Source organism: Acidocella aluminiidurans (assembly GCF_055383125.1).
Genome location: NZ_AP031589.1, coordinates 3,365,728 through 3,390,584 on the forward strand (window position 1 = coordinate 3,365,728; position 24,857 = coordinate 3,390,584).

The window sequence follows — 24,857 nt, forward strand, 5'->3', positions numbered from 1 at the left end:
AAGGAAACGACCATGGTTGCACCGCGTATCGAACATGATCTCCTGGGTCCCAAGGAGATTCCGGCCAACGTCTATTGGGGCGTTCACACTGCCCGGGCGGTGGAGAATTTTCAGATCACCGGCATTCCGATCGGCCATTACCCCCACCTGATCCGGGGCTTGATGTTTGTGAAAGAGGCGGCCGCCTGCACCAATCATGAACTCGGTTTGCTCGACGCCGAGCGATTGGCGGCCATCGTCCAGGCCTGCCAGGAAATCCGGGCCGGCGCGCTGCGCGATCAGTTCGTGGTCGATGTCATCCAGGGCGGCGCCGGCACCTCTACCAACATGAATGCCAATGAGGTGGTCGCCAACCGCGCCCTCGAGGTGCTGGGCAGCCAGCGGGGCGATTACGCCCGGCTTCACCCCAACGACCATGTCAATCTCAGCCAATCAACCAACGATGCCTACCCCACGGCGCTCAACATCGCCCTGATCGAGGCGGTGGAGGACCTCGCCGCCTCAATGGATGTTCTGCAACAAGCCTTTGAACGCAAAGCCCAGGCTTTTCAGGGGCTTCTAAAAATCGGCCGGACCCAGTTGCAAGATGCCGTGCCCATGACACTCGGCCAGGAATTCCGTACCTTCGCGGTGATGCTTGGCGAAGACCGGGCGCGGCTCATCGAATCAGCTTCCTTGCTTCACGAAATCAATCTCGGCGCGACCGCGATCGGCACCGGCCTCAACGCGCCGGCCGGCTATGCGGCGCGGGCCTGTGCTCATCTCGTCCGGCTCACCGGCCGCCCGCTGGTGACCGCCAGCGATCTCATCGAGGCTACCCAGGACCCCGGCGCCTTCGTGCATCTGTCCGGCGTTCTCAAGCGCGTCGCGGTCAAGCTATCTAAAACCTGCAACGATTTGCGCCTGCTGTCCTCTGGCCCGCGCGCCGGACTGGGTGAAATCTCCCTGCCTCCTATGCAGGCGGGTTCGAGCATCATGCCGGGCAAAGTCAACCCGGTCATTCCCGAAGTGGTGAACCAGGTGGCTTTCACAGTCATCGGCAATGATATGACCATCACCATGGCGGCCGAAGGCGGGCAGCTTCAGCTCAACGCCTTCGAACCCGTCATCGCGCGCTCCCTGCTCGATAGCCTGCTCACCCTCTCCGCCGCCTGCCGCACCCTGGCCACGCGCTGTGTTGACGGCATCACCGCCCATGAACCGGTGATGGCCCAGCGGGTGCGGGACTCCATCGGGCTCGCGACGGCTCTCAACCCGTTCATCGGCTATCAGGCGGCCACCAAGATCGCCAAGCAGGCCCTGGAGACCAACCGTACTATCGTGGATGTCACGCTCGAGGGCGGCTATCTCTCCGCCGCCGAACTCAGCGCGCTCTTGACGCCCGAGCGGCTGCTCAACCAGCTAGCCCCCGTCACTCAAGCGCCTGAGTCCGGTCGATAATGTCGTTCAGGACATTCTTGACCTGGGTGAGATGGGCGCTCATGGCGTCCTGAGCCTCCTGCTCAAGCCCCGCCGCGATCGCCTCGGCGATCCGGCGGTGTTCGACATTCGAGGATTCCCGCCGATGCGCCATCAGATTGAGCAATGCCGATTGCCGCAGCAGCGCGTTTTGAATATCGCCCAGAATTTTGCCGAACACGGCATTTCCCGAGGCCTCGATGATCAGGCTGTGAAACGCGCCATCCAACCCGCTCCACGCGCCAAGCTCCTCCTCGCGCTCCATCTCGTCGCACAAATTCAGAAGCCTGGCGGCCTGCGCCGTACTGCGGCGCCGCGCGGCCAAGGCAGCGGCTGGCGCTTCTATGTGCGGGCGCGCCTCGATCAGGTCACGGGCCGAATATGTCCCATAGCTGAGCTTAGGGTCGGGCGCTGCCGTGACCACAAACGTGCCGCTGCCGGTGCGGGTCTGGGTCAGGCCCAAAGTCTGCAATGAGCGCAATGCTTCGCGGATCACGGGGCGGCTTACCTGGTAGCCACGTGCCAGCTGCACCTCGGAAGGCAGACGCGCGCCCACCGGCAAACGCCCCGCGGTGATGGCGGAACGTATGTCATCAAAAACCGTCTCGGCGGCGTTTTTCTTGTCAACCGGATGTGCGTTGGACAGCCAAGCCGTCACGTCGTTCATTATGAGGCTCTTTACTAAAACATACCGCGTCGCTCCCGCCATGAAATATGCCGGTCTGGTCGAGCGTTTCCAAGATTTGTCAGATTAAGCGGACGGCCAGGCAATGGCAACGCCGCCACGTCCCGGCGAAATGCGCATATCGCCAAAGGCGCCGTCCGTGCGGCATGAAAACCTTCGAGGATGCGGTTCTCCGCGAAAACAAAACTGCGCCGCACCCAGAGGCGGAAAAGCAACCATGCGCCCGGCGCTTCGCTCGTCATGCAGGCGAGCGGGGCGCGCATATCGAGCCAATTCAGAGCCGGATCACCCCCTTGGTGATGATGACATTCGCATAAAGCCGCCTATCGCCGGTCTGCACGATGCAGTAGCTGGCGCGGGCCTGGTCGTAAAACGCCTCGCGGCTGATCGTGCCCAGCCGGTCCGGGGTGACGCCGTTTTCCTGCGCGATCTGGCGGATCTGCGCCACCGCCTCCGGCACCTCCTGCGGCGCACCGACAACCTGCATGGTCAGCAGCGGCAGCGGGATGAAATCATCCACCGGCAGCACGCTGAGCACCGCCTCGAACACGCGGTCGATCTCCAGCCCCGGCAGGGTGATCAGCCGGCGCGCGCAGGCGGTGGCGGGGAAATTCGCGTCGACAAGGCAGATGCTGTCGCCATGGCCCATGGCGCGCAGGGCGTGCAGCAGATCGGCGGTGAGCAAGGGGTCGATACCGTGCAGCATAGTGGTACTCCGTCAGGGGGATAAAGCGAGGCGGGCGAGAATCGCGTCGCGCCGGGGTAAAGAGGGCTGGGCGCCGCGGGTGAGCGCCGCCAAGGCGCCGGCGGCGTTGCCAAAGCGCACCGCCCGCGCCAGAGCCGCGCCTTCCTCCAGCGCCGCGGCGAAGGCGCCGGCGAAGGCATCGCCGCAGGCGGTGGTGTCGAGCGGGGTGATGTCATGGGCCGGCATTTCGCCATGCCCCTCGCTGCCGGCCCAAACCACGCCCTTGGCCCCCTGGGTGATCACCGCCGCGCACCGCCCCTGGGCCAGGCGCCGCGCCGCCAGCGCCGGGTCGGCCAGGGTCGGCATGCCGAGCAGCGCCGCCGCCTCGCTCTCATTCGCCAACACCACATCGGCGGCTTCCAGCAGTCGGGCACGCGCCGTCTCCGCCAGCCCCGCGATGGGGGAGGGGTTGAGCACCACGCAGCCGCCGGTGGCGCGGATTTTCGCCGCTCCTGCCAGGACGGTCTCAATCGGCACTTCCAGCTGGGCAAGCAGCAGCGTCCCGGGCGGGACGGAGTCGGGCAGCATCTCCGGGGTGAGCCGATGATTGGCCCCGGGCACCACGATGATGCGGTTCTCCCCGCTCGCCTCTACCGTGATCAGCGCCACACCGCTTGGGGTTTCACAGTGGCGCAGGCCGGAAAGCTCCACCCCGTCAGCCGCCAGCGCGGCTTGCAGCGCCGTGCCATGCGAATCCTCGCCGAGACAGGCGCAAAACTTCACCTGGGCGCCGGCGCGGCGGGCGGCGATGGCCTGGTTGGCGCCCTTGCCGCCGGGATAGAGCGCGTAATCCAGCCCCAGCACCGTCTCCCCCGCCGCCGGGGCGCGGTCCGCCCGCACCACGACATCCATGTTGGCGCTACCGATGACGAGCACGCGCTGTCCCTCCCGACATGATGGTCGATGCCCGTTCGATCAGGCTGATTGGCAGAATATGGTGCACGGCGGGGCTGTCGGGGGCGGCGATGCGCGCCTCCAATGTCGCCACCGCGCACTCGCCGAGTGCCGCCACCGGCTGGCGGATGGTGGTGAGCTGCGGCTCCACCAGCGCCGCCCAGGGTATGTCGTCATAGCCGATCAGCATCACATCCTCCGGAATCCGCCGCCCGAGTTCGTGCAGCGTGCGCAGCGCGCCGATCGCCATCACATCGCTGGCGGCGAAAACCGCATCCAGCGCCGGGTCGGCCAGGGCTTTCACCGCCTGGCGTGGCAGATCCAGCGTGAACGGCGCTTCGCGGATCCATAATGGCGTCTGCGGCGCCCAGCTCTCCAGAAACCCCTCTTGCCGGCTGGTGGCGCTGGGGGATTGCGCCGGCCCGGCCAGCAGCCCCACCCGCCGCCGCCCGAGCCGGCGGAGCAGCGCCGCCGCCGCCGCGCCGCCGGCCCGGTGATCGGCGCTGATGCTGTCATAGGCGGCGAGGCTGGCATCCGGCCGGTCCAGCACCACCATCGGCAGGTTGGGTCGGGTGGCGATGCGGGTGGAGCCTGGAATCCAGATGATGCCGTCCGCCCGCTCCGCCAGCGCCGCCAGCGCCTCGCTCTCCGCCTCATGGTCGATGCCGGCACTGGCTAAAATCAAGGCATGGCCGCGCTGCCAAGCGGCCTGCGTCACCGCCTGCGCCAGCGCCGGGAAGAACGGGTTGATCAGATCCGGCAGCAGCAGCCCCACCGCATGGTGCCGCCCGGTGCGCAGTGCCCGCGCCGAGAGGCTGCGCCGGTAATTCAGCGCGCTGATCGCCTCCTCCACGCGCTGGCGCGTCTCCGCCGCGACCGGCTTGCTGTCATTCAGCACGAAGGACACGGTCGCGGTGGAAACCCCCGCGCGGCGCGCGACATCGTGCAGGGATGGGCCGGGACGGCGGGCCATCGCGCTTAGGCGGTGCCGCCAGCGATGGCCGCGACCACCTGGGTGCGGTCGACCTCCTTGGTGCGCCACTGCGCGATGGTGCGGCCGCCGCGCATCACCCAGATGCTGTCGGAAATCCGCATCACCTGCTCCAGATCGTGGCTGATGATCAGCTGCGCGATGCCCTCATGGCGCAGATTGCCGATCAGCGTTTCCACCGCCCCCCGCTCACGCAGGCCCAGCGCCGCCGTCGGCTCATCCATGATCACCAGCGCCGAGCCCCAGGAGGCGGCGCGGCCGATGGCGATGGATTGGCGCTGCCCGCCGGAGAGCCGGCGCACCTTGGCGCGCACCGGCGGCATATTCACCAGCAGCCGTCCCAGCCGCGCCTGGGTTTCCTCGATCATCCGGCGCCGCTGCAGCCAGCGCAGCGGGCCGAAGCCGCCGGTCAGCTCCCGGTTCAGAAACATATTCTGCCAGACGGCGAGATCCTCGATCAAAGCGAGATCCTGATAGACCGTCTCGATGCCTCTGGCGCGGGCCTCGGTGGGGGCGCTAAAGCGCACCGGCTCGCCGCGAAAGCTGATGCTGCCGCCATCCGGTGGATGCACACCGGTGATGCAGCGGATCAGCGTGGATTTGCCGGCGCCATTATCGCCGACCAGCGCCGTCACTTCCCCTGCCGGGCAGCACAGCTCGGCGCCGCGAAGTGCCTCCACCGCGCCGAACTGCTTGCGCAGATCCTTCACCTCCAGAACCGGGCTCATCGTTGCAACCTGCTGAGAATGGCGGCGGCGATGACGACGATGCCGACCGCGATGGGTTGATAGAATTCCGAAATCTGCAACAGCGTGAAGCCGTTGAGCAAGGTGGTGAGCACCAGCGCGCCGGCCACGGTGCCCAAAATCGCCGCGCGCCCGCCGAACAGCGAGCTGCCGCCCAGCACCACCGCGGCGATAGAGGTGAGCAGCTGCGAGGTTTGCAGGGACGGGTCCGAGCCACCGGTGCGCGCCACCAGCAGAATGGCGGCCAGCCCGACCAGCGCGCCATCGATGACATACACGGCGATGCGCATACGGTTGACCGGAATGCCCATATTGCGCGCCGCCTCCCGGTTGCCGCCGGTGGCCAGCACATGCGTGCCGAAGGCGGTATGGGTGAAGAGCAGATGCGCGCCGGCGGCGATGAGCAGGGCGATCAGATAGAAATACCGCACCGGCCCGATCGAGCCCAGCGCCAGCGCCTGCAGGAACGGGCTGGTGACGCTGAAGGACTGGCCGGAACTGACGATTAGCGCCAGCCCGTTCATCACCCCCAGCATGCCCAGCGTGGCGATGAAATCATTCACTTTCAGCTTGGCGATGACCAGGCCGTTCACCAGCCCGACCAGCGTGCCGGCGGCAATCGCTGCCAGCGCCGAGAGCGCGATGCCGAACCCGCCATTATAGGCCAGCCCGAAGATCACTGCCGCCCAGGGCAGATTGCCGGCGATGGAGAGATCGATGCCGCCGGTGACGATGGCGAATTGCTGCGCCGTGGCCAGCACCAGCAGGATCGAGGCGGAGACCAGCAGATCGCTGATATTCGCCCAGGTGAGGAAATAAGGGGTGAGCACCGAGAACACCGCGCCGATCACGATCAGCCCGATCAGCGCGGCGTTATCGCCCCAAAAGCCGGGATCGCGCAGCTTCAACGCGATCCCGCCTGGCCTGGCCACGGCTTCGCTCACGGCGCGCCGAACGGATCAGTGAAGCTGAAGAACGGCCGCGGGAAGGATTTCAGCGCGGCGTCGGCATTCTTCGGCGTGATCAGTTTAATCGGCGCGGTGATCTGGGCGGGCACGGATTTGCCCTGGGAGAGGGCATCGCAAGCCTGCACTGCCATCTCGCCCTCGGCATAGGGATATTGCGAGACGGAGCCAGAGAGTTTGCCGGACTGCACGGCCTGCAGCGCCTCCTTCACCCCATCGATGGAGACGACCTTGATCTGCCCGGACTTGCCGGCATTGGCGATGGCCTGGGCAGCGCCCAGCCCCATCTCGTCATTGGCGGCGAAAATGCCGGCGAGGGTGGGGTGCACGCGCAGCATCGCCTCGGTCTCGGTCATTGCCCGGTCGCGCTCATAATCCGCCGCTTCGGCCTGAACGATGTTCAGCTTGCCGGCGGTGGTTTTGCGAAACGCGCCCTCGCGCAGAATGCCGTTATGCTCGCCAGGGATACCTTCCAGAATCGCGACATCGCCATGATCGCCGAGCAGCCCCAGCATATAATTGGCGGCGAGCTCACCGGCATTGGTATTGTCCGAGCCGATGAAGCTGGTGATCTTGAGCCCCGCCGCCTTCACCGCGTCAGGGTCCAGCCCGGTATCGAGATTGATGATCGGGATGTTCTTCTGCGAAATCGGGATCAGCGGTGTGATGACATTGGTGCCATTCACCGGCACCACCCCGAAGCAGCTGAAATTCTCATTGGCCATGGTCGAGATCTTGGCGTTCTCGCCGACCGCGTCGGTCTCGCTGGCGCCGGCTTGCACGCTCACCGGCACGCCCAGCTTCTTGCCCTCGGCCACGGCGCCATCGCGCAGCGCCCGCCAATAGGGATTGTTGAAGTCGCGCACCACGATGGCGATCCGCGGTTTCGCGGTCTGGGCGTGGCTGAGTGCTGTGGTGGCGAAGGTGAGCGCGCAAATGGACGCGGCCCCCGCCAGAATATGGCGTATCGAACGGTTCATCATTTCCCCCTGCGGCATTTCGCGCCGCTTGTTTTAACGTGGCTTGGCCGCCTGATCTTCGCAGGTTAAACGTTTAATATTGGGAAGCCCGGCGGGTGTAAAGAGATTTTTTCAGCTGATTTTTGCTGCGCTGCGGAATTTTATCGACGATCCGGCCGTGTATAATGGCGTCGAAGCTGAAATTGAGGGCGACGATGAGCAGACCCACACTCTATGGCATCAAAGCCTGCGACACGATGAAAAAAGCGAGGTCCTGGCTGGATGCGCACGGCATCGACTACGTGTTTCACGATTACAAGCAGGCGGGCATTGACCGGACGCGACTGGCTATCTGGGCGGACGCCGTTGGGTGGGAGGGACTGCTCAATCGCGCCGGCACGACGTTTCGTAAACTTCCCGAAGACGCCCGCGCGGATCTGACGCAAACCAAGGCGCTGGATTTGATGCAGGCGCAGCCTTCGATGATCAAGCGTCCGGTTCTCGTTTGCGGGGCCGGGATTGTCGTCGGGTTCAAGCCGGAGCGTTACGCGGCGCTGTTTTCCGCGTGAGATTTTGCCAGGGACGCCGACAGAGCGGCCTCGGACATAACAGGCGGGCGCCACGGCGCCCGCCTGAGACGCAGGAGGGGGGGACGCTGTGATGGTGGCCTGGACATCGCGCCCCCGATTGGCCAAACCGGGGCATGGCGAACCCCGATAATCCCGCGCTGCCGCTCGTTGCCGCCCTGCCTTACCGCTTGGGCCGGCATGGGCTGGAGATCCTGCTCATCAACAGCCGGGCGACGCGCGGCTGGAGCATTCCCAAAGGGGCGCCCAGCGATGAGCGCCACCCCCACCGTACAGCCGAAATCGAGGCGTTTCAGCAGGCCGGGGTGAGGGGGCGATGTCGCGCAGGGCGCTCGGCCCCTATGCTTCGACTCTGCGCCCGCCCGAAGGAGGTGAGCAGAGCGCCGAGGTGGAGATCTTCCCGCTGCTGGTCTCCAACGAGGCCGCCACCTGGCCGGAAAAACCCCATTGCCGGCGGGTCTGGTTTCCAGCCCGGGAGGCCGCCGGCAAAGTGGAGGAAACCGCGCTGGCGCAGATCATCCGCGACTGGCTGGCTGAGCGTGTCGATAATGGGCGCGGCCTGACCAAACAGGCCCGTGGCCGCGGCGGCAGCCGCCACGGCTGAGCCGGAGATGCCGCGCTCACTGTGGCTTCCGCATGCAGCTTCATGAAGCTCGTATTGCCGCCTTGTAGCACGTGCCAGGTGCTTTCTCGCTTGCGGGGCGGCGAGGGACTGCCCACCTAGAAGCGCAGATATAACAGTGAAAGGGCGGCGACGTTGCAACCAGCCACACCACCCAGGCGCGAAGCGGGCGAGCAGATCGCCATCAATGCGGCGCACGCCCGGCAGGAGCTGGCATCCTGCCTCTCCCGCCGCACCGCGACCCTGCCGCCGAAATATTTCTACGACACCCAGGGCTCGAAACTCTTCGAGGCGATCTGTGAACTCGATGAATATTACCTCACCCGCACCGAAGCGCGGATTTTATGCCAGAACCTCACCGCCATCGCCCAACGCGCCGGTGCGGATGTGGCGTTGATCGATCTCGGCGCCGGCAATTGCGCCAAGGCCTTCAAGCTGCTCGCCCGGCTGCGGGCGCGGCATTACGTGCCGGTGGATATTTCCGCGTCCTTCCTGCGCGCGGCGGTGAAGCCGTTGGCCCAGGCCTATCCGGATCTGGCAATCCACCCGGTCGAGCTGGATTTCTCGGAACGTTTCGTTTTGCCCGCTGGCGTGCAGGCGTTGCCCAACAAGCTGTTCTTCTATCCCGGTTCCTCGCTCGGCAATTTCTCGCCGGTGCAGGCGCGGCTGTTTCTGGAAACGCTGCGCGCCGCCGGCGGCGATCTGCTGATCGGGCTCGATCTGGTGAAGCAAGCGGCGACGCTGGAAGCCGCTTATGACGATGCGCTGGGGGTCACCGCCGCCTTCAACCGCAACGCGCTGCGCCAGACCAACCATCTGCTCGGCAGCGATTTCGATCTGACGGGATGGCGGCACAAGGCCGTGTTCAACGCTGCCCATAGCCGCGTGGAAATGCATTTGCAGGCCGCTTCCGCCTGCCATGTCAGCTGGCCCGGCGGCGGCCGGGATTTCGCCGCCGGCGAGACCATCCATACCGAGAATTGCTACAAATTTAACCGCGCCGGCATCGAGGAGATGCTGCACGGCGCCGGCTTCAGCGATATCGCCTGCTGGAGCGACCCCGATGATGCCTACCTGGTCTGCCATGCGCGCGCAGGCTGAGGCGCAAGCGGCCAGCGCCCTGGCGGCGCGCTTCGCTGCGGTGCGCGCGCATAGCCGCACTTTGGCCGCGCCCCTGTCGGAGGAGGATTGTGCGGCGCAATCCATGCCCGATGCCAGCCCGGTGAAATGGCATCTCGCCCATACCAGCTGGTTCTTCGAAACCTTCATCCTGGAGGCGCATGAGCCCGGCTTCACCGCGTTCGATCCGGCCTTCAGGGTGCTGTTCAACTCCTATTATAACGGCGTCGGGGAAAAATTCGCGCGGCCGCAGCGCGGGCTGCTCACCCGGCCGGGCTTGGCGCGGGTTCTGGCCTATCGGGCGAATGTGGATGCGCGCATGTCCCGCCTGTTCGAGGCCGGTTTGGGGGCGGAACTGGAAGCTCTGGTCGAGCTTGGGCTGCAGCATGAGCAGCAGCATCAGGAGCTGATCCTGACCGATTGCCTGCATCTGCTGGCGCAGAACCCGCTCTATCCGGTGTATGACGAGGATGCGCCGCAGCCCGCCATGGCACCCGGCACGATGGAATGGGTGGCGTTCCCGGAGAGCCTGGTGCGGATCGGTCATCAGGAAGATGGCTTCTGTTTCGATAATGAGCTGCCGCGCCACCGCGTCTTCCTGGAACCCTTCGCCTTGGCCGACCGGCTGGTGACCAATGGCGACTATCTGCGCTTCATCGAGGATGGCGGCTACACGCAGCCGGCGCTTTGGCTCTCCGCCGGCTGGGATTTTGTACGGGCCAATGGGCTGAGCCATCCTTTCTATTGGCGATGCGGCGCGCAAGGCTGGCGCACCTTCGGCCTGCGCGGCTTGGAGGCGTTGCAACCGGATGAGCCGGTGCTGCATCTCTCTTATTTCGAGGCGGCGGCCTATGCGCAATGGGCCGGCGCCCGCCTGCCCACTGAAGCCGAATGGGAAGCGGCGGCGCGGCATCGGCCGGACCTGCCGCAGCTTTTCGGTGCCGCCTGGCAATGGACCAGCAGCGCCTACGCGCCCTATCCGGGCTTCCAGGCGGCGGCCGGGGCGGTGGGCGAGTATAATGGCAAGTTCATGGCCAACCAATATGTGCTGCGCGGCAGTTCGCTCGCCACGCCGCCCGGCCATGCCCGTGTCAGCTACCGAAATTTCTTCCCCACCGAGGCGCGTTGGCAATTCACCGGGCTGCGTCTGGCCAAATCGTTGTAGCGCGGCGCCAGCGCCGCCCCTGCGCGCTCAAACCAGCCGCCGGCGAGCGCCGATTGCGTAAATCGCGGCGCTGGCGAGGGCGATGAGGGCCGCCAGCAGGAAGGCGGGGGTGAAGGATCCGGTGGCCTGCACCACCAGCCCGGTCAGCAGCGGCGCGAGCGCCCCGCCCATCGAGGCGCCGACATTCTGCACCGCCTCCAGCGTTGCCACCGCCTTGTTCGGGGCGATGATCGCCGCCAGGGCCCAGCCGCAGCTGGAGGCCAGATTGGCGCCGAACAGCCCCGCCGCGATCAGCGTGATCGCCGCGCCCAGCCCTGAGACCAGAGCGGCGGCCAGGGTACAGGCGCTGGCCAGCGCCATGCCGGCGATCACCGGCGCCAGGCAGGCCCAGGCCGGGCTGAAGCCCAGCCGCCCCAGCCCGCGCGCCAGAAACCCTGCCAGCACCGCCCCGGCAAACCCCGCCAACAATGGCAAGCTCGATAGAAACCCGGCCTTGCCGACGGAGAGATGCCGCGCCGTCTCCAGATAACCCGGCAGCCAGGTGGCATAGAGCCAGGAGACATAGATGATCCCGAAGAACCCGAAAAACAGAGCCCAGCTGGTCGGCTGGCGCAGCACCCAGCCAAGCCCGGCTTCATCGCCCTCATCGTCCGGCGCGATCTCCGCGAGCTCCTCCGGCCTCAGCCCCGCCTGCGCCGGATCGCGGTAATAGAGCACCCAGCCCAGCGCCACCGCCAGCCCGACGAGCCCGGCAACCACGAACATCCCGCGCCAGCCGCAGGCCAGCATCAACAGCGTGAGCAGCGGCGGCGCCAGCGCCGGCGCGAAAGCGGAGGAGGCGTTGAACAGCGAAATCGGCAAGGCCCGCTCGCTCACCTTGTACCAATCCGCGCAGACCCGGGTGCCGCCGATATACATTGGCGACTCGCCCAGCCCCAGCGCGACGCGCGCGGCCAGAAACGACCCCAGCCCGGTCACGAACCCGGCGCCGATCTGCGCCGCCGACCACAAGACCAGCCCGGCGCTGAGCGCTTTGCGCGCCCCGAACCGGCCGATTGCCGCCCCGGCGGGTAGTTGCGCCAGCCCGTAGGCCCAGGCGAACACCGCCAGCAACAGCCCCATCTGGCCGTAAGTGAGATGCAGCTCCTGGCGGATTTGTGGATTGCCGATGGAAAGGGCCGAACGGTCCAGATAATTCACGCAGCCGGCCAGGATCAGAATAGCCAAGGACAATCCCCGCCTGTGCCGCGTGCGCGCCTGCATCCGCTCCCCCTTATGCTGCTGGTTTCAATGTGGCGCGGCGGGTGGCGAATGAAAGAGCGCTAGTCGCCCGGCGCGATCTCCAGCTCGTCATAACGTTTGAGCTTATAGATCGCGACCGAGGTCAGCCATGCCACCACAAACACCGCCACGATGACGTAGCCGAGCAGCCCGAAGACAGCATCATCATTCAGCCAGGATACTTGGTCCCAGAACCGCCCGGTGAGCGCGAAGGCGCCCTGGATCATTCCGAGCAGCTCGATCCCGCCGATCCCCACCGCCACCAGCACCGAGACTGCCGTGATGGTCAGGTTGTAGAACAGCTTGCGCATCGGCTTCATGAAGGCCCAACCATAAGCGCCGAGCATCAGAATGGAATCCGCCGTGTCAATCAGCGCCATGCCGGCGGTGAACAGAGCCGGGAAGATCATGATCGTCCAGATCGGCAGCCCTTTGCTGCCGGCAGCGGCGGAAATGCCGAGCAGACCGACCTCGGTCGCGGTATCAAAGCCCAGCCCGAACAGCAGGCCGATCGGATACATCTGCCAGCTATGCTGGACCATTCCGAACAGGCCGCGGAACAGCCGGGCGAAAAACCCGCGTCGGGCCAGCAGCAGATCCAGCTCCTCTTCCCGGTAGGCGCCGCCCTTGCGCACGCGCCGGAAGCTTCTGAACAGCCCGAGCAGAATGCTGAGATTGAGGGCCGCCATGCCAAGCAGGAACAGGCCGGAGACCAGCGTGCCGAACAGGCCGCCCCAGTTGGACAGCGCATTAAACCGCCCCTGGATCGCCGCCGCGGTCAGCGCCACGGCGGCGGAGAGCGCGAAGACGATGGTGGAATGGCCGAGCGAAAAGGCCAGCCCCACCCCAACCGGGCGCTGCCCCTGCTGCATCAGCTTGCGGGTGACATTGTCGATGGCGGCGATATGGTCGGCATCCACCGCATGGCGCAGCCCGAAGCCGTAAGCCAGCAGCGCGGTGCCGAGCAGCAGCGTATAATGCCGCAACAGGCTGAACGCTCCGCCCCAAAGCAGCGCATTGGCAAGCACCAGAGCCAGCAACATCAGCGCCACGCGCCGGCCGGCCCCTCCCGCCATCGCCCGCCTCAACGCTCCCAGCATAAAGCCTGCCTCCGTTACCTGCCTCTGGAGCGTATGAGGAAAACAAAATTTTGTCATACGCTATTTAACGTAGATTGCCCCGACGCCGCATTCGCCGCACACTCCGCACATGGAACGGGTCACCATCACCATCGATGACGAGCTTCTCGCCCAGCTGGACGCGCTGGCGACGCTGCACGGCTATGCCAGCCGTTCGGAGGCAGTGCGGGAGATGCTGCGCGAGGCGGCGCGCCAGGAGCATCTGCGCGATGGCGCCACATCCTGCGTCGCCACACTGACCTATGTCTACGACCACACTCAGCGCGACCTGCCGCAGCGCCTGGTGGAAGCGCAGCACCATCAGCATGACCTCAGCGTCGCCACCACCCATGTGCATTTCGGCCATGATGAGTGTCTGGAGGTGGCGATTTTGCGTGGCCCGGCGCAGGCGGTGCAGCGCCATGCGGATCGGCTGACCGCCCAGCGCGGCGTCCGCCACGCGCATCTGCACCTCATTCCCGCCCCTGCGCATGAGCATGGCGCGCATAGCCACAGCCACACGCCGGCGCGCACTTCAAACTCTTAATTTTCTCGTCATTGGCCCTGCGCCCGCGTCGCCTACATGCAAGCTAGACCAAGGAGGTTTATGTAATGGATGAAAACGAAATCAAAGGCGCGGCGCGTGAGTTTGGTGGCCGCGTGCAGGATGCGTTGGGCGGGCTAACCGGCGATGCCAAGACCCAGGCCGAGGGCAAGTGGAACCAGGCCGCCGGGCAGGCGCAGCGCAGCTTCGGCGCCTCGGTCGATGATGTGATCGAGAACGTGAAGGAGAAGCCCCTGGCGGCGCTGGCGGCTGTTGCCGGCGTCTCCTTCCTCGCCGGTTGGCTGATGCGCAAATAACCAAAACGGGGCCGCAAGGCCCCGTTCTGTTGCCCTATCCGGCGACCTTGAGAAAACAGAGCATCAAGCTTGATGCTCTGTTTTCTGTGCAAAATTTCGATTTATTCTCTAACGCTGTCGCGTCCACAGCAACATATCATGCTCCAGCGCCGCCGATCCGCAGAAGCGAGATCGAGCAGCCGCGCGATGTCAAACCCGCCGCACCAGCGCCACCGGCAGCTTCGCCAGCACTTCACGCAACAGCAGCGTGCCGCGGCTTTCATACTCCGTGCCGGTCAGCTCATCGCGCCAGCGCCCGGACGGCACCACGAGGTGGGTGGTGCCCCAGACATGAGGCGGCAGCAGCGGAATCTGCACCATGAAGCCCCCCGCCAGCCGGGTGCCGATGGCCAGCATCTCATGCCGCAAATCCGCCCGGCGGAAGGCGATGAGATGCGCCGCCATATCCCCTTCCGCCTCCAGCGCCTCGTAGCTGCCATGGGCGAACAGCCCGTGCATCTCCCGGCGGGCAGCGAGGGCGCGGGCGAACACACTCTGCTTCACCCGCCCATCCCGCCAGGCGGTGAGGTCTTCCGGCCGCTGGCGCAGCCCGGCGATGCGGGCAGTGAAATCCACCTTCCGGCGATTATCCGGATCGACAAAGCTTTGGTCCCAGAATTCCGTGCCTTGGTAGAGATCCGGCACACCCGGCACGGTCAGGCGCAAGAGCGTCTGCGTCAGCCCGTTAATCGCCCCGGCGCCGGCGATGCGGTTGGCGAAAGCGATCAGCTCGTAGAGCATCGGTCGCCTGGCATCCAGGCAGGCCATCAAAAAGCGCGCGCAGGCCGCTTCGTACTCCTCATTCGGCGCCGCCCATTCCGAATGCATCTTGGCCTCGCGCAGGGATTTCTGCTGCCAGGCGGCCACCCGCGCACCATAGGCCTCGATCCCGGCCTGGTGCTGCGCCTCCAGCCCCAGCGGCCAGCCCGCCACCAGCATCTGGTAGAGCATCAGCTCGTCCGCCGCATCCGGCCCCACCGGCTCACGGATCGCCGCGTTCAGCCGCATCCAACGCGTCGCCGCCAGCTCCCACTCGCCGGGAATTTCAGAGAGCACCGCCAGGCGCGCGCGCGTATCCTCGCCGCGTTTATGGTCATGGGTGGCGGTGGCGAGCATCGCGCCAGGGGTGAAGGCGCCGCGCCAAGCCGCCTGGGCGTGGAAGCTGGCCGGGGTGAGGCTGAACTGGCCGGGGTTGGAGCCAACCTCGTTGCGCGAGAGTAGCCGCCCGAACCGGTAAAACGCCGTATCCTCCACGGCTTTCGCCGCGGTGGGGGAGGAGAGTTGCTGAAAGGCAATGCGCGTTCGCAACAAAAGCGCGCGCGCCGCGCCGGCGGGCAGGGCGCAGGGCCGTGCCTCCAGCAGCCAGTGGCGCAGCAGGTCCAGCACCGGCCGGTCCGCGCGGCGGATTCGCTGGGCGGCCAGCGCCATCGCCGTATCGAAGGCACGCCCATCCTCCGCATCCGCCCCGGCCGGGCCAGCATAGAGGCGATAGACCGGAAAGGCGGCCAGCAGCTCCTGCAACCCTTGCTTGATCACGTAATAGGAAAAATCCGTGGTGTTGCGCTGCCGCCTTGCCAGCCGAGTGAGCAGCCCGGCCAGCCGGGTCAGCTCGCCGGCCAGGCTGTCGCGCAAAATCTGCCGGCGCGTCTGGTCCTCCATTTGCAGAAAATCCGTGCCGCGCCCGGTCAGGCTCCACAGCGCGGTCAGCTCAGCCTCGCCTGACGGGTCGTGCAGCACCGCGCTCACCTGATCCATGAAATCATAGCCGGTGGTGCCATCCGCTTGCCAGCGCGCCGGCATCGTCTCGCCCGCCGCCAGGATCTTTTCCACCACGATGTAGGGCGCACCGTGCGCGGCGGCTTCCGGGCGGCGCCCCCCGGCGGCCGCCATCGCCCGTCGCAGCTTGCGCAGATAGGCGCCGGGTGCCGCCAGCCCGTCCACATGGTCCACCCGCACCCCGTCGATCAGCCCGCGCGCATAAAGCTCCAGGATCAGCCCATGGGTGGCGTTGAACACCTCCGGCCGCTCTACCCGCAGTCCTGCCAGGCTGTTAATGTCGAAGAAGCGGCGCCAATTGATTTCGGCGGCGGCGGTGCGCCACCAGGCCAGCCGGTAATGCTGCCGGCGCAAAAGCTGGTGCAGCCGGGCCGGGGTGGAGAAGCGCGCCAGATGCGCCGCCAGAGCCTCCGGCCGTGCGGCGGCGAAATCCAGCAGCGCCGCTTTCGCCGGTGCGCCGGCCCGGGCGGGATCGGCCGCTTGCGCCGCCACGGCGAAAAGCTGCGCGACAGACGCTGAGAGGCCGCGCAGCAATGGCGCGGTGCTGGCCAGTGAGAGCGGCAATTCATGCTCCTGATAGCGCAGCACCAGCCCGCCCGATGGGGTCAGCGTCAGCTTGATCTCGCCGGATTGCAGCGCCTCACCATATTGCATGCCCAGATACGGCGCCAGCACCCGCTTGTTCAGCAGCGGGTCCGGATTGTCCCAGTCGATATCGAAAAAATCCGCATAGGCGCTGCGTTGCCCATGCTCCAGCACATCCTGCCACCAGGGATTGTCCGCACCGCCCACCGCCATATGGTTGGGGACGATATCCAGCAGCAGTCCCATCTCATGCGCCCGCAGCGCCGCCCCCAGCCGCTCCAGCGCGGCCATGCCACCCAGCTCCGGGTTGATCCGTGTCGGGTCGATCACGTCATAGCCATGCATCGACCCCGCGCGGGCGGTCAGCAGCGGCGAGGCGTAGAGATGCGAGACCCCAAGGGCCGCGTAGTAGGGCACCAACGCCACCGCGTCATCGAGGGTGAAATCCTTGTGGAATTGCAGCCGGGCGGTCGCGCGCGGCGTGGTGCGCAGGGTCATTTTGCCTCCTTGCGGGCTTGATCAAGGGCGGAGAGCCGGGCCTTCACATCCTCCCGGGCGAATAAGCTCGGCGCATCCGCGGGCAGGCGGCGGCGCCAGTTCGGGTGCTCGTCGGTGGTGCCGGGCAGGTTGGGTGCATCCGGGCTGCTCAGCGCATCCTCGATCGGCAGCAGCGCCAGCGCGCAGGCTGACTTGCCGAGATGCCGTGCCGCCGCCAGCGTCACCGGCTCGGCCTCCTGTGGGCCAGGCTGCGCCGCGCGGCTGGCGCCGGAGCGGCGAAACGCCGCCCACAAAGCGGCGCGATCCTCCCTCCGCGCCGCCTCATCCTCGCTGGTCCGCCCGAGCCGCCGCCGCCAGGCGATATCCTCGCTCCGCCACCAGCCGGCCACCGTCGGCAGATCATGGGTGGTGGTCATCGCCACCGCCTCCGGCGACCAGCGGGCGGGCGAGACGAAGCTCTTGCCGCGCCGCTCGAACCAGAGCACCCGCATCCCGGCAATTCCGGCGCGCGCCAGATCCGCGCGCAGCCCTTGCGGCAGCGTGCCGAGATCCTCGCCCAGCACGATGGCGCGGTGGCGGGTCGATTCCAGCACGGTCAGGCGCAGCAGATCCTGGAACGGCATTGAGAGATACGCGCCCTCACGCGGCGAGCGCCCCAGCGGCACCACCCAGAGCCGCTTCAACCCCATCACATGGTCGATGCGCACGCCGCCGGCATGGCGCAGCGCGTGGCGCAGCATGGCGAGATAGCCGGAAAACCCGCTGCGCCGCAGCCCCAACGGCGAGAAGCCGGTAATGCCCCAGCCCTGGCCCTCTTGGTTGAACAGATCCGGCGGCGCGCCGATTTCCAACCCGTTCAACATCTCGCTCTGCCGCCCCCAGGCCTGGGCGCCATCCGCGCTGGTACCCACCGCCAGATCACTGATCAGCCCGACCCGCGCCCCCGCACCGCGGCAGGCCTGCTGGGCCGCCTCCAGCCCGGCCTCCGCCTGCCATTGCAGCCAGGCATGGAAGGCGATCTCCTTGGCATAAGCGCCGGCGAAATCCGCCAGCGCCGGATTGTCCGGGTGCCTATACGCGTCCGGCCAACGCCGCCAGTCGCAGACGCCCAGATGCAGGCTGAGCGCCTCATACCGCGCATGCTGCTCCAGATCCGCCCCGGCCTGGGCCCGATAGGCGGCCAGCCCGGCCTCGTCGATGCCATGATCGAAATCCTGCCGCAGCAAGGCGAGCTTGCGCGCGGCGGCGCGCGGCCAGTCGATCAACCCATCCGGCGGGGCGATGGCATCGCGGGCGATGTGCAGCACATTCAGCGCGATGCGGCTGGACGGGGCATAGGGCGCATAGCGTGTAACATCGCCCGCAAACAATGCGTGGACCGGACTGAGCGCGATCGCATCCGCCCCTTGCGCCGCCGCCTCGCGCCCATGCGCCGCCAGCGCCGCGAAATCGCCGATGCCGCCATCATCCATCCGGCGCAGCGCATAAAGCTGCAAGGCCAGCCCCCAAAGCCGCCCCTGCGTCTGGGCCAGGCCATATGCACGCCCCGGGGCGACGGCGAGGTCATACTGCTATCTGCTCCCGCCCAGCATTCATCAGCCTTTGTCTTTGTTTGGCACATAAAGCGCGCCGCCGGCCTCGGTGAAGGCGGCGCGCATCGCCTCCATCCCCTCCTGGCGCTGCGCCTCGGCGCGGATATCCTGGCTGATCTTCATCGAGCAGAATTTCGGCCCGCACATTGAGCAGAAATGCGCGCTCTTATGCGCCTCCTTCGGCAGCGTTTCGTCGTGAAAGGCTCGTGCCGTATCCGGATCAAGTCCGAGATTGAACTGATCCTCCCAGCGGAATTCGAAACGCGCCCGGGAAAGCGCGTCATCACGCAGCCGCGCCGCCGGATGTCCCTTCGCCAGGTCCGCCGCATGAGCCGCCAGCTTGTAGGTGATCACCCCAGTTTTCACATCTTCCCGGTTCGGCAGGCCGAGATGCTCTTTGGGGGTGACATAGCAGAGCATGGCGGTGCCGAACCAGCCGATCATCGCCGCCCCGATCGCCGAGGTGATATGATCATAGCCGGGCGCGATATCCGTGGTCAGCGGTCCCAGCGTATAGAATGGCGCCTCGCCGCAGGTGGCGAGTTGCTTATCCATATTGTCTTTAATCTTATGCATCGGCACATGGCCTGGGCCTTCCACCATCACCTGGCAGCCTTTCGCCCAGGCCCTGCGCGTCAGCTCGCCCAACGTCTCCAGCTCCGCAAACTGCGCAGCGTCATTCGCATCCGCGTTTGAGCCAGGGCGCAGCCCGTCACCCAGCGAGAACGACACATCGTAGCGGCGCATGATATCGCAAATTTCGTCGAAATGCTCGTAGAGAAAACTTTCCCGGTGATGCGCCAGGCACCATTGCGCCATGATCGAGCCGCCGCGTGAGACGATGCCGGTGACGCGCCGCGCCGTCAGCGGTATATGCGCCAGTCTTACCCCGGCATGGATGGTAAAATAATCCACCCCCTGCTCGGCCTGTTCGATCAGCGTATCGCGGTACAGCGCCCAATCCAGCTTCGCCGCATCTCCGCCTACTTTTTCAAGCGCCTGATAAAGCGGCACAGTGCCGATCGGCACCGGGGAATTCCGAAGGATCCAGCTGCGGATATTGTGAATATTCCGTCCGGTGGAGAGATCCATCACTGTATCCGCCCCCCAACGGATCGCCCAGACCAGCTTTTCCACCTCCGCAGCTTCATCGGAGGTTACCGCGGAATTGCCGATATTCGCATTGATCTTCACCAGGAAATTGCGGCCGATCACCATCGGTTCCAGCTCCGGATGGTTGATATTTGCCGGCAGAATGGCCCGCCCGGCGGCGATTTCCGCACACACGAATTCAGGCGTGACGAATTCCGGCAAGGAGGCGCCGAAGCTCTCACCATCCGCCAACCGCGCCTGCGCCTGCTCATGCGCGGCCGCCCGGCCGAGATTTTCCCGGTGCGCGGCATAGATCATCTCCTCGGTGATGATGCCGGCGCGGGCAAATTCATATTGCGTCACCAGTGCAGCCTCATCGCCCATTCGCACTTCATGCGCCGCCGGGCAGGGTGGCACGAGCGTCTCCGCGCTGGGGTAGCCATTATCCTCTGCTTTCACCGCACGCCCTACATAGGTGCGCAAGCCACGTTTGCTGAGCCAGGCATCACGCAATTTCGGCAATCCGTCCTCAAGCGAGATGGGCTCAGCCGGGTCGGTATAGGCGCCGGAAGTGTCATAAAGCTGCAGCGGCGCTTCATTCGCGCTGGGGTGCAGGGCGACCTCCCGGAACGGGACCGCGATTTCAGGATGTCCGGGCGCTGGTGAATAGATCTTGCGCGATCCGGTAATCGGCCCTGTGGTCACGCTGAGGGTCTTGGTCTCGATATCCACGGCTCGTCTCCCTTTGTAGCGGAACACGGGTCAATGGATTCACGAATTCATCCCCCGTCCCTCCGCCGATGTTAATCGGATCAGGTTCAAAGGGTCCGCGGCGGTGGGCAAAGCCCCTGGCCACATCTCAGCTCTCTCGCAGAGCCCCCCTCGGTGCGGGCAAGGGAGCACCCGCACGGCAAGGTTGTCAAGCCCGCCCGGCTCAGCGTTCCTTCACGGTTTCCATCGCCACGTAGGTGGAGCTGGAGGCGACGAAGGGCAGCGCCGAGATTGCTTCGCCCAGGACCTCGCGATAGCGCTGAATATCGGCGGTGCGAACTTTCAGCAGATAATCGAACGACCCCGCGATCATATGGCATTCCTCCACCTCGGGGATGCGCCGCACCGCCGCGTTGAACTGGCTCAGCGCCGCCTCGCGCGTGTCGGAGAGCTTGATCTCGGTGAAGGCGATATGGGTGAGGCCGAGCCGCGCACTGTCCAGCACCGCGCGAAACCCGGTGATCACCCCGCTCTCTTGCAGCTTTTTCAGCCGCGCCTGACAGGGGGTTTTGGAGAGGCCGACCTGCGCCGCAAGGGCGGTGACGCTCATCCGCCCATCGCGGGAGAGTAAAGCGAGGAGCTTGTGGTCGAATTCATCCAAATCGGCTATAGAAACTGACTTTTTCATAATTTTCACCTAAAAATACAAACAAAATAAGCCTTAAATCTGTTTTCTTTGGACATTATAAGGCAAATCGCCTTGGCAGCGCATGTTAAGCCATGCTTCATGATCCAAGCCCCGCTTTTCGCTGCTTTTGCACCGCCCATCGCCCCGCAAACCGCCTTGCGCCAGGCCATCACCGCTGGCTTTCGCCGCGCCGAGCCAGAGTGCATGGCGCCGTTGCTCGCGGCCGCCACGCTGGCGCCTGAAGATCGCGCCGCCATCGCGCAAACCGCCATCGCCCTGGTCACCCGCCTGCGGGCGCAGAAACCCGCCAGCTCGATGGCGGCTTTGATGCAGGATTACGCCCTCTCCAGCGAGGAGGGCATCGCGCTGATGTGCCTGGCCGAGGCGCTGCTGCGAATCCCCGACGCCCCAACGCGCGATGCGCTGATCCGCGACAAACTCGTCGGCGGCGATTGGGGCGCGCATCTGGGGGCTGAGAAAAGCCTGTTCGTTAACGCGGCGTCCTGGGGGCTGGCACTCACCGGCCGGCTGGTGGCCCCGCATACCGAGGCCAGCCTGGGGGCTGCCCTTACCCGCCTGGCGGGGCGCGCCGGCGAACCGCTGATCCGCGCCGCGATGGACCGCGCCATGCGTCATCTGGGGGCCGCCTTCGTCAGCGGCCAGACCATTCAGGAGGCGCTATCCCATGGCCGCCCGTTTGAGGCCAAAGGCTTTCGCTACAGCTACGACATGCTGGGCGAGGCGGCGCTGACGGCGCAGGATGCCGCACGCTATTTCGCCGAATATGAGGCCGCGATCCACGCCATCGGCCAGGACGCCGCGGGCAGGGGCGTCATTGCCGGGCCAGGCATCTCGATCAAGCTCTCGGCCCTGCATCCGCGCTATGGCCGCGCCCAGGCCGGGCGGGTGATGGCCGAGCTGCTGCCGCGGCTCCGCGCTCTGGCGTTGCTTTCGAAGCGCTACGATATCGGACTGAACATCGATGCCGAGGAAGCCGACCGGCTGGAGCTCTCGCTCGATCTGCTGGAGGCGCTGGCGCTGGATCCGGCGCTGGCGGGCTGGCAGGGGCTGGGCTTCGTCATTCAGGCCTATGGCAAGCGCTGCCCTTTCGTGATCGCCTGGCTGGTCGATCTGGCGCGGCGCGCCAAGCGCCGGCTGATGGTGCGGCTGGTCAAGGGCGCCTACTGGGATGCCGAGATCAAACGCGCCCAGCAGGACGGGCTGGCGGATTTCCCGGTCTATACGCGCAAGCTGCATACCGATGTCGCCTACATCGCCTGCGCGCGCGCGCTGCTCGCCGCCCCGGATGCGATCTTCCCGCAATTCGCCACGCATAATGCGCAGACGCTGGCGACCATCCACCGCCTCGCCGGGCCGGATTTCCATGACGGCCAATATGAATTCCAGTGCCTGCATGGCATGGGTGAGCCGCTTTACGAGCAGGTGGTGGGGGAGCGCCCGTGCCGCATCTATGCGCCGGTCGGCACGCATGAAACGCTGCTGGCCTATCTGGTGCGCCGGCTGCTGGAAAACGGCGCCAACTCCTCCTTCGTCAACCGCATCGCCGACCCGGCGGTGCCGGTCGCAGCCTTGGTGGCCGATCCGGCCGAGACGCTGGCCGCATCCCCGCTCCCTGGCGCGCCGCATGAGAAAATCGCAGCCCCTGGCGCGCTCTATCCTGATCGTCGCAATTCTTGCGGGCTTGATCTCAGCGATGAAATCACCCTCGCCCGCCTCTCCGCCGGCTTGCGGGAAAGTGCCGCCACGCGCTGGCACGCCGCCCCGGCGCAAGCGGGCAGCGCGCCGCGCCTGGTGCTGAACCCAGCTGATCTCGACGACATCGTCGGTGACGTCCGCGACGCCACCCCGGCGCAAATCCCCAAAGCCATGCGCGCCGCCGCCGCCGCAAACTGGCACGCTGAGCCCGTCGCCCTGCGCGCCGCCGCGTTGGAGCGTGCCGCCGATCTGCTGGAGGCGCGTTCGACCGACTTGTTGGGCCTGATCATCCGCGAGGCCGGCAAAACCATGCCCAACGCCATCGCCGAAATCCGCGAGGCGGTGGATTTCCTGCGCTATTACGCCCTGCAGGCACGCGCCACCCTGCAAGACGGCCAGGCCCCGCTCGGCCCGGTGGTGTGCATCAGTCCCTGGAATTTCCCGCTGGCCATCTTCACGGGCCAGATCGCGGCCGCGCTCGCGGCGGGCAACGCCGTGCTGGCCAAACCGGCCGAGGAAACGCCGCTGATCGCCGCACAGGCGGTGGCGATTCTGCACGAAGCCGGCATTCCGCCCGAGGCCTTGCAGCTTCTCCCGGGCGATGGCGCCATCGGCGCTGGCCTGGTCGCCGCGCCCGAGACGGCGGCGGTGATGTTCACCGGCTCCACCGAGGTCGCCCGGCTGATCCAGGCGCAACTCGCCGGACGCCTCACCGCGACCGGCCAGACCATCCCGCTGATCGCCGAAACCGGTGGCCAGAACGCGATGATCGTTGATTCCACCGCTTTGCCCGAGCAGGTGGTGGCGGACGTGCTGCTCTCCGCCTTCGACAGCGCCGGCCAGCGCTGCTCGGCGCTGCGGGTGCTGTGCCTGCAGGAAGAGGCGGCGGATCGCATCCTCAGCATGCTGAAAGGCGCGATGGCGGAGCTGCGCCTCGGGCGGCCGGACGCGCTGGCGGTGGATATCGGCCCGGTCATCTCGGCCGAGGCGAAAACCGGCATCGAAGCCCATATCGCAGCGCTACGAAAATCCGGCGCGCCAATTACCCGCCTTACCGCGCCGGACGGGCAGGGGCATTTCGTTGCCCCGGCTCTGATCGAGATCGACGATATCGCCCAGCTCCAGCGCGAAGTCTTCGGCCCGGTGCTGCATGTGCTGCGCTATCGCCGTGCCGGTCTGCCCAGCCTGATCGCCGCCATCAATGCCACCGGCTACGGCCTCACCTTCGGCCTGCATACCCGCCTCGCCGCCACCGAGGCGGCGGTGACATCGCGGATCAAGGCCGGCAATCTCTATGTCAACCGCAACATGGTCGGCGCCGTGGTCGGGGTGCAGCCTTTTGGCGGGCGGGGCCTCTCCGGCACCGGGCCGAAAGCCGGCGGGCCGCTTTATCTCAGCCGCCTGGTGCAGGACCCCGCCTTGCCGCCCTTCCACGCGCCGGCACCCGCGCCGCTGCTCGACTTCATCGCCTGGGCAGACGCGGCGGGCGAGGATGAGGCCGCATCCCTGGCCCGGCTCTATGCGGCATCCCCGCTCCCCGGCGTGGTGCTGGACCTGCACGGCCCGGTTGGCGAGCGCAACCGCTACAAGCTGCATCCGCGTGGCGCGCTGCTGTTGCGGCCAGCCACGCTGAACGGGCTCTACGCGCAGATCATCGCCTGTCTCGCCACCGGCAATCGGGGCTGTGTGGAGGGCATGGCGCTCCCGGCTCTGCCGCCGGCGCTGGCAGGCTATTTCACCGCCCGCGCGGATGAGGTCGCGGCGGTGCTGGCCGAAGGCGAAAATGTGAAGGCTGTAACAGAGGAAATCGCCACACGGCCGGGGGCGGTGCTGCCGGTGCATGCGCTGCGCGGCGATCAGGCGCTGCCCTATCGGCCGGAATTTCTGGTGGAGGAGGTTTCGCTGTCGGTCAATCTGGCCGCGGCCGGCGGGAATGCGAGTTTGATGATGCTCTGACAGAATAC

General features: G+C 66.3%; 21 protein-coding genes and 1 riboswitch. Of the genes, 8 read left to right on the forward strand and 13 right to left on the reverse strand.

Going from position 1 to position 24,857, the window contains the following annotated elements; all coding sequences use genetic code 11:
* The first annotated feature begins 12 nt into the window (after positions 1-12).
* A complete protein-coding gene (locus tag ACZ46S_RS16610; RefSeq protein WP_464062629.1) occupies positions 13-1,440 on the forward strand; it encodes an aspartate ammonia-lyase in 1,428 nt (475 codons plus the stop codon).
* Here the strand turns inward: ACZ46S_RS16610 and ACZ46S_RS16615 are convergent.
* The 7 genes from ACZ46S_RS16615 to ACZ46S_RS16645 all read right to left on the reverse strand — a co-directional run bounded on the left by ACZ46S_RS16615 (position 1,412) and on the right by ACZ46S_RS16645 (position 7,464).
* Entirely contained in the window at positions 1,412-2,125 is a 714-nt protein-coding gene (locus ACZ46S_RS16615; protein WP_464062630.1) for a FadR/GntR family transcriptional regulator, read from the reverse strand. The two genes, ACZ46S_RS16610 and ACZ46S_RS16615, sit on opposite strands and share 29 nt — an antisense overlap.
* 292 nt (positions 2,126-2,417) lie before the next feature.
* Entirely contained in the window at positions 2,418-2,849 is a 432-nt protein-coding gene (locus ACZ46S_RS16620; RefSeq protein ID WP_295737425.1) for an RbsD/FucU family protein, read from the reverse strand.
* A gap of 12 nt (positions 2,850-2,861) precedes the next feature.
* On the reverse strand, positions 2,862-3,764 hold the full coding sequence (locus ACZ46S_RS16625; protein WP_464062631.1) for a ribokinase: 903 nt from the start codon (positions 3,762-3,764) through the stop codon (positions 2,862-2,864).
* Complete coding sequence (locus ACZ46S_RS16630) at positions 3,748-4,755, reverse strand: LacI family DNA-binding transcriptional regulator (protein WP_295737431.1); 1,008 nt, start codon at positions 4,753-4,755, stop codon at positions 3,748-3,750. Before ACZ46S_RS16630 ends, ACZ46S_RS16625 begins: the two co-directional genes overlap by 17 nt.
* Before the next feature lie 5 nt (positions 4,756-4,760).
* The gene (locus ACZ46S_RS16635; RefSeq protein ID WP_295737436.1) at positions 4,761-5,501 is read right to left on the reverse strand and encodes an ATP-binding cassette domain-containing protein; all 741 of its coding nucleotides are present in this window, start codon (positions 5,499-5,501) and stop codon (positions 4,761-4,763) included.
* Positions 5,498-6,463: an ABC transporter permease gene (locus ACZ46S_RS16640; protein WP_295737439.1), complete on the reverse strand. Its 966-nt coding sequence runs from the start codon at positions 6,461-6,463 to the stop codon at positions 5,498-5,500. The genes ACZ46S_RS16635 and ACZ46S_RS16640 overlap by 4 nt, the downstream gene beginning before the upstream one ends.
* Positions 6,460-7,464: a sugar ABC transporter substrate-binding protein gene (locus ACZ46S_RS16645; RefSeq protein WP_295737442.1), complete on the reverse strand. Its 1,005-nt coding sequence runs from the start codon at positions 7,462-7,464 to the stop codon at positions 6,460-6,462. Before ACZ46S_RS16645 ends, ACZ46S_RS16640 begins: the two co-directional genes overlap by 4 nt.
* A gap of 194 nt (positions 7,465-7,658) precedes the next feature.
* Here ACZ46S_RS16645 and ACZ46S_RS16650 point away from each other — a divergent pair, with 194 nt between their 5' ends.
* The 4 genes from ACZ46S_RS16650 to egtB all read left to right on the forward strand — a co-directional run bounded on the left by ACZ46S_RS16650 (position 7,659) and on the right by egtB (position 10,936).
* Positions 7,659-8,012, forward strand: coding sequence for an ArsC family reductase (locus tag ACZ46S_RS16650; RefSeq protein ID WP_464064299.1), 354 nt, complete (start codon positions 7,659-7,661; stop codon positions 8,010-8,012).
* Between the two features lie 334 nt (positions 8,013-8,346).
* Entirely contained in the window at positions 8,347-8,634 is a 288-nt protein-coding gene (locus ACZ46S_RS16655; protein WP_464062632.1) for an NUDIX hydrolase, read from the forward strand.
* 153 nt (positions 8,635-8,787) lie between these two features.
* Positions 8,788-9,753 carry an L-histidine N(alpha)-methyltransferase gene (egtD, locus tag ACZ46S_RS16660; protein ID WP_464062633.1) on the forward strand — a complete coding sequence of 322 codons (966 nt, stop codon included), beginning with the start codon at positions 8,788-8,790 and terminating at the stop codon, positions 9,751-9,753.
* On the forward strand, positions 9,716-10,936 hold the full coding sequence (gene egtB, locus ACZ46S_RS16665; protein ID WP_464062634.1) for an ergothioneine biosynthesis protein EgtB: 1,221 nt from the start codon (positions 9,716-9,718) through the stop codon (positions 10,934-10,936). Before egtD ends, egtB begins: the two co-directional genes overlap by 38 nt.
* A gap of 27 nt (positions 10,937-10,963) precedes the next feature.
* Here the strand turns inward: egtB and ACZ46S_RS16670 are convergent, their stop codons facing one another.
* Together ACZ46S_RS16670 and ACZ46S_RS16675 are read right to left on the reverse strand one after the other, a co-directional pair.
* Positions 10,964-12,163, reverse strand: coding sequence for an MFS transporter (locus ACZ46S_RS16670; protein ID WP_464062635.1), 1,200 nt, complete (start codon positions 12,161-12,163; stop codon positions 10,964-10,966).
* Between the two features lie 95 nt (positions 12,164-12,258).
* Complete coding sequence (locus ACZ46S_RS16675) at positions 12,259-13,317, reverse strand: HoxN/HupN/NixA family nickel/cobalt transporter (RefSeq protein WP_464062636.1); 1,059 nt, start codon at positions 13,315-13,317, stop codon at positions 12,259-12,261.
* Between the two features lie 109 nt (positions 13,318-13,426).
* Here ACZ46S_RS16675 and nikR point away from each other — a divergent pair, with 109 nt between their 5' ends.
* Together nikR and ACZ46S_RS16685 are read left to right on the forward strand one after the other, a co-directional pair.
* Positions 13,427-13,882 carry a nickel-responsive transcriptional regulator NikR gene (nikR, locus tag ACZ46S_RS16680; protein WP_464062637.1) on the forward strand — a complete coding sequence of 152 codons (456 nt, stop codon included), beginning with the start codon at positions 13,427-13,429 and terminating at the stop codon, positions 13,880-13,882.
* A gap of 65 nt (positions 13,883-13,947) precedes the next feature.
* The gene (locus tag ACZ46S_RS16685; protein WP_295737462.1) at positions 13,948-14,196 is read left to right on the forward strand and encodes a CsbD family protein; all 249 of its coding nucleotides are present in this window, start codon (positions 13,948-13,950) and stop codon (positions 14,194-14,196) included.
* Between the two features lie 189 nt (positions 14,197-14,385).
* On the opposite strand, the gene treY is transcribed toward ACZ46S_RS16685, so the two are convergent.
* From treY to ACZ46S_RS16705, 4 genes are all read right to left on the reverse strand, one after another.
* A complete protein-coding gene (gene treY, locus ACZ46S_RS16690; RefSeq protein ID WP_464062639.1) occupies positions 14,386-17,094 on the reverse strand; it encodes a malto-oligosyltrehalose synthase in 2,709 nt (902 codons plus the stop codon).
* Complete coding sequence (gene malQ, locus ACZ46S_RS16695) at positions 17,091-18,590, reverse strand: 4-alpha-glucanotransferase (protein ID WP_464062640.1); 1,500 nt, start codon at positions 18,588-18,590, stop codon at positions 17,091-17,093. Before malQ ends, treY begins: the two co-directional genes overlap by 4 nt.
* Positions 18,591-18,689: 99 nt before the next feature.
* Complete coding sequence (gene thiC, locus ACZ46S_RS16700) at positions 18,690-20,510, reverse strand: phosphomethylpyrimidine synthase ThiC (RefSeq protein WP_464062641.1); 1,821 nt, start codon at positions 20,508-20,510, stop codon at positions 18,690-18,692.
* Positions 20,511-20,550: 40 nt separating this feature from the next.
* Positions 20,551-20,671: riboswitch (TPP riboswitch) on the reverse strand.
* A gap of 41 nt (positions 20,672-20,712) precedes the next feature.
* Positions 20,713-21,150, reverse strand: a complete 438-nt coding sequence (locus ACZ46S_RS16705) for an Lrp/AsnC family transcriptional regulator (protein ID WP_464062643.1) — start codon at positions 21,148-21,150, stop codon at positions 20,713-20,715.
* Between the two features lie 126 nt (positions 21,151-21,276).
* Here ACZ46S_RS16705 and putA point away from each other — a divergent pair, with 126 nt between their 5' ends.
* On the forward strand, positions 21,277-24,849 hold the full coding sequence (gene putA / locus ACZ46S_RS16710) for a bifunctional proline dehydrogenase/L-glutamate gamma-semialdehyde dehydrogenase PutA (protein ID WP_464062644.1): 3,573 nt from the start codon (positions 21,277-21,279) through the stop codon (positions 24,847-24,849).
* The last annotated feature ends 8 nt before the right edge of the window (positions 24,850-24,857 follow it).

Coding starts and splice junctions, on each gene's coding strand:
- ACZ46S_RS16610 (WP_464062629.1), top strand. CDS start 13: ATGGTTGCACCGCGTATCGAACATGATCTCCTGGGTCCCAAGGAGATT.
- ACZ46S_RS16615 (WP_464062630.1), bottom strand. CDS start 2,125: ATGAACGACGTGACGGCTTGGCTGTCCAACGCACATCCGGTTGACAAG.
- ACZ46S_RS16620 (WP_295737425.1), bottom strand. CDS start 2,849: ATGCTGCACGGTATCGACCCCTTGCTCACCGCCGATCTGCTGCACGCC.
- ACZ46S_RS16630 (WP_295737431.1), bottom strand. CDS start 4,755: ATGGCCCGCCGTCCCGGCCCATCCCTGCACGATGTCGCGCGCCGCGCG.
- ACZ46S_RS16635 (WP_295737436.1), bottom strand. CDS start 5,501: ATGAGCCCGGTTCTGGAGGTGAAGGATCTGCGCAAGCAGTTCGGCGCG.
- ACZ46S_RS16645 (WP_295737442.1), bottom strand. CDS start 7,464: ATGAACCGTTCGATACGCCATATTCTGGCGGGGGCCGCGTCCATTTGC.
- ACZ46S_RS16650 (WP_464064299.1), top strand. CDS start 7,659: ATGAGCAGACCCACACTCTATGGCATCAAAGCCTGCGACACGATGAAA.
- ACZ46S_RS16655 (WP_464062632.1), top strand. CDS start 8,347: ATGTCGCGCAGGGCGCTCGGCCCCTATGCTTCGACTCTGCGCCCGCCC.
- egtB (WP_464062634.1), top strand. CDS start 9,716: ATGATGCCTACCTGGTCTGCCATGCGCGCGCAGGCTGAGGCGCAAGCG.
- ACZ46S_RS16675 (WP_464062636.1), bottom strand. CDS start 13,317: ATGCTGGGAGCGTTGAGGCGGGCGATGGCGGGAGGGGCCGGCCGGCGC.
- nikR (WP_464062637.1), top strand. CDS start 13,427: ATGGAACGGGTCACCATCACCATCGATGACGAGCTTCTCGCCCAGCTG.
- ACZ46S_RS16685 (WP_295737462.1), top strand. CDS start 13,948: ATGGATGAAAACGAAATCAAAGGCGCGGCGCGTGAGTTTGGTGGCCGC.
- treY (WP_464062639.1), bottom strand. CDS start 17,094: ATGACCCTGCGCACCACGCCGCGCGCGACCGCCCGGCTGCAATTCCAC.
- putA (WP_464062644.1), top strand. CDS start 21,277: ATGATCCAAGCCCCGCTTTTCGCTGCTTTTGCACCGCCCATCGCCCCG.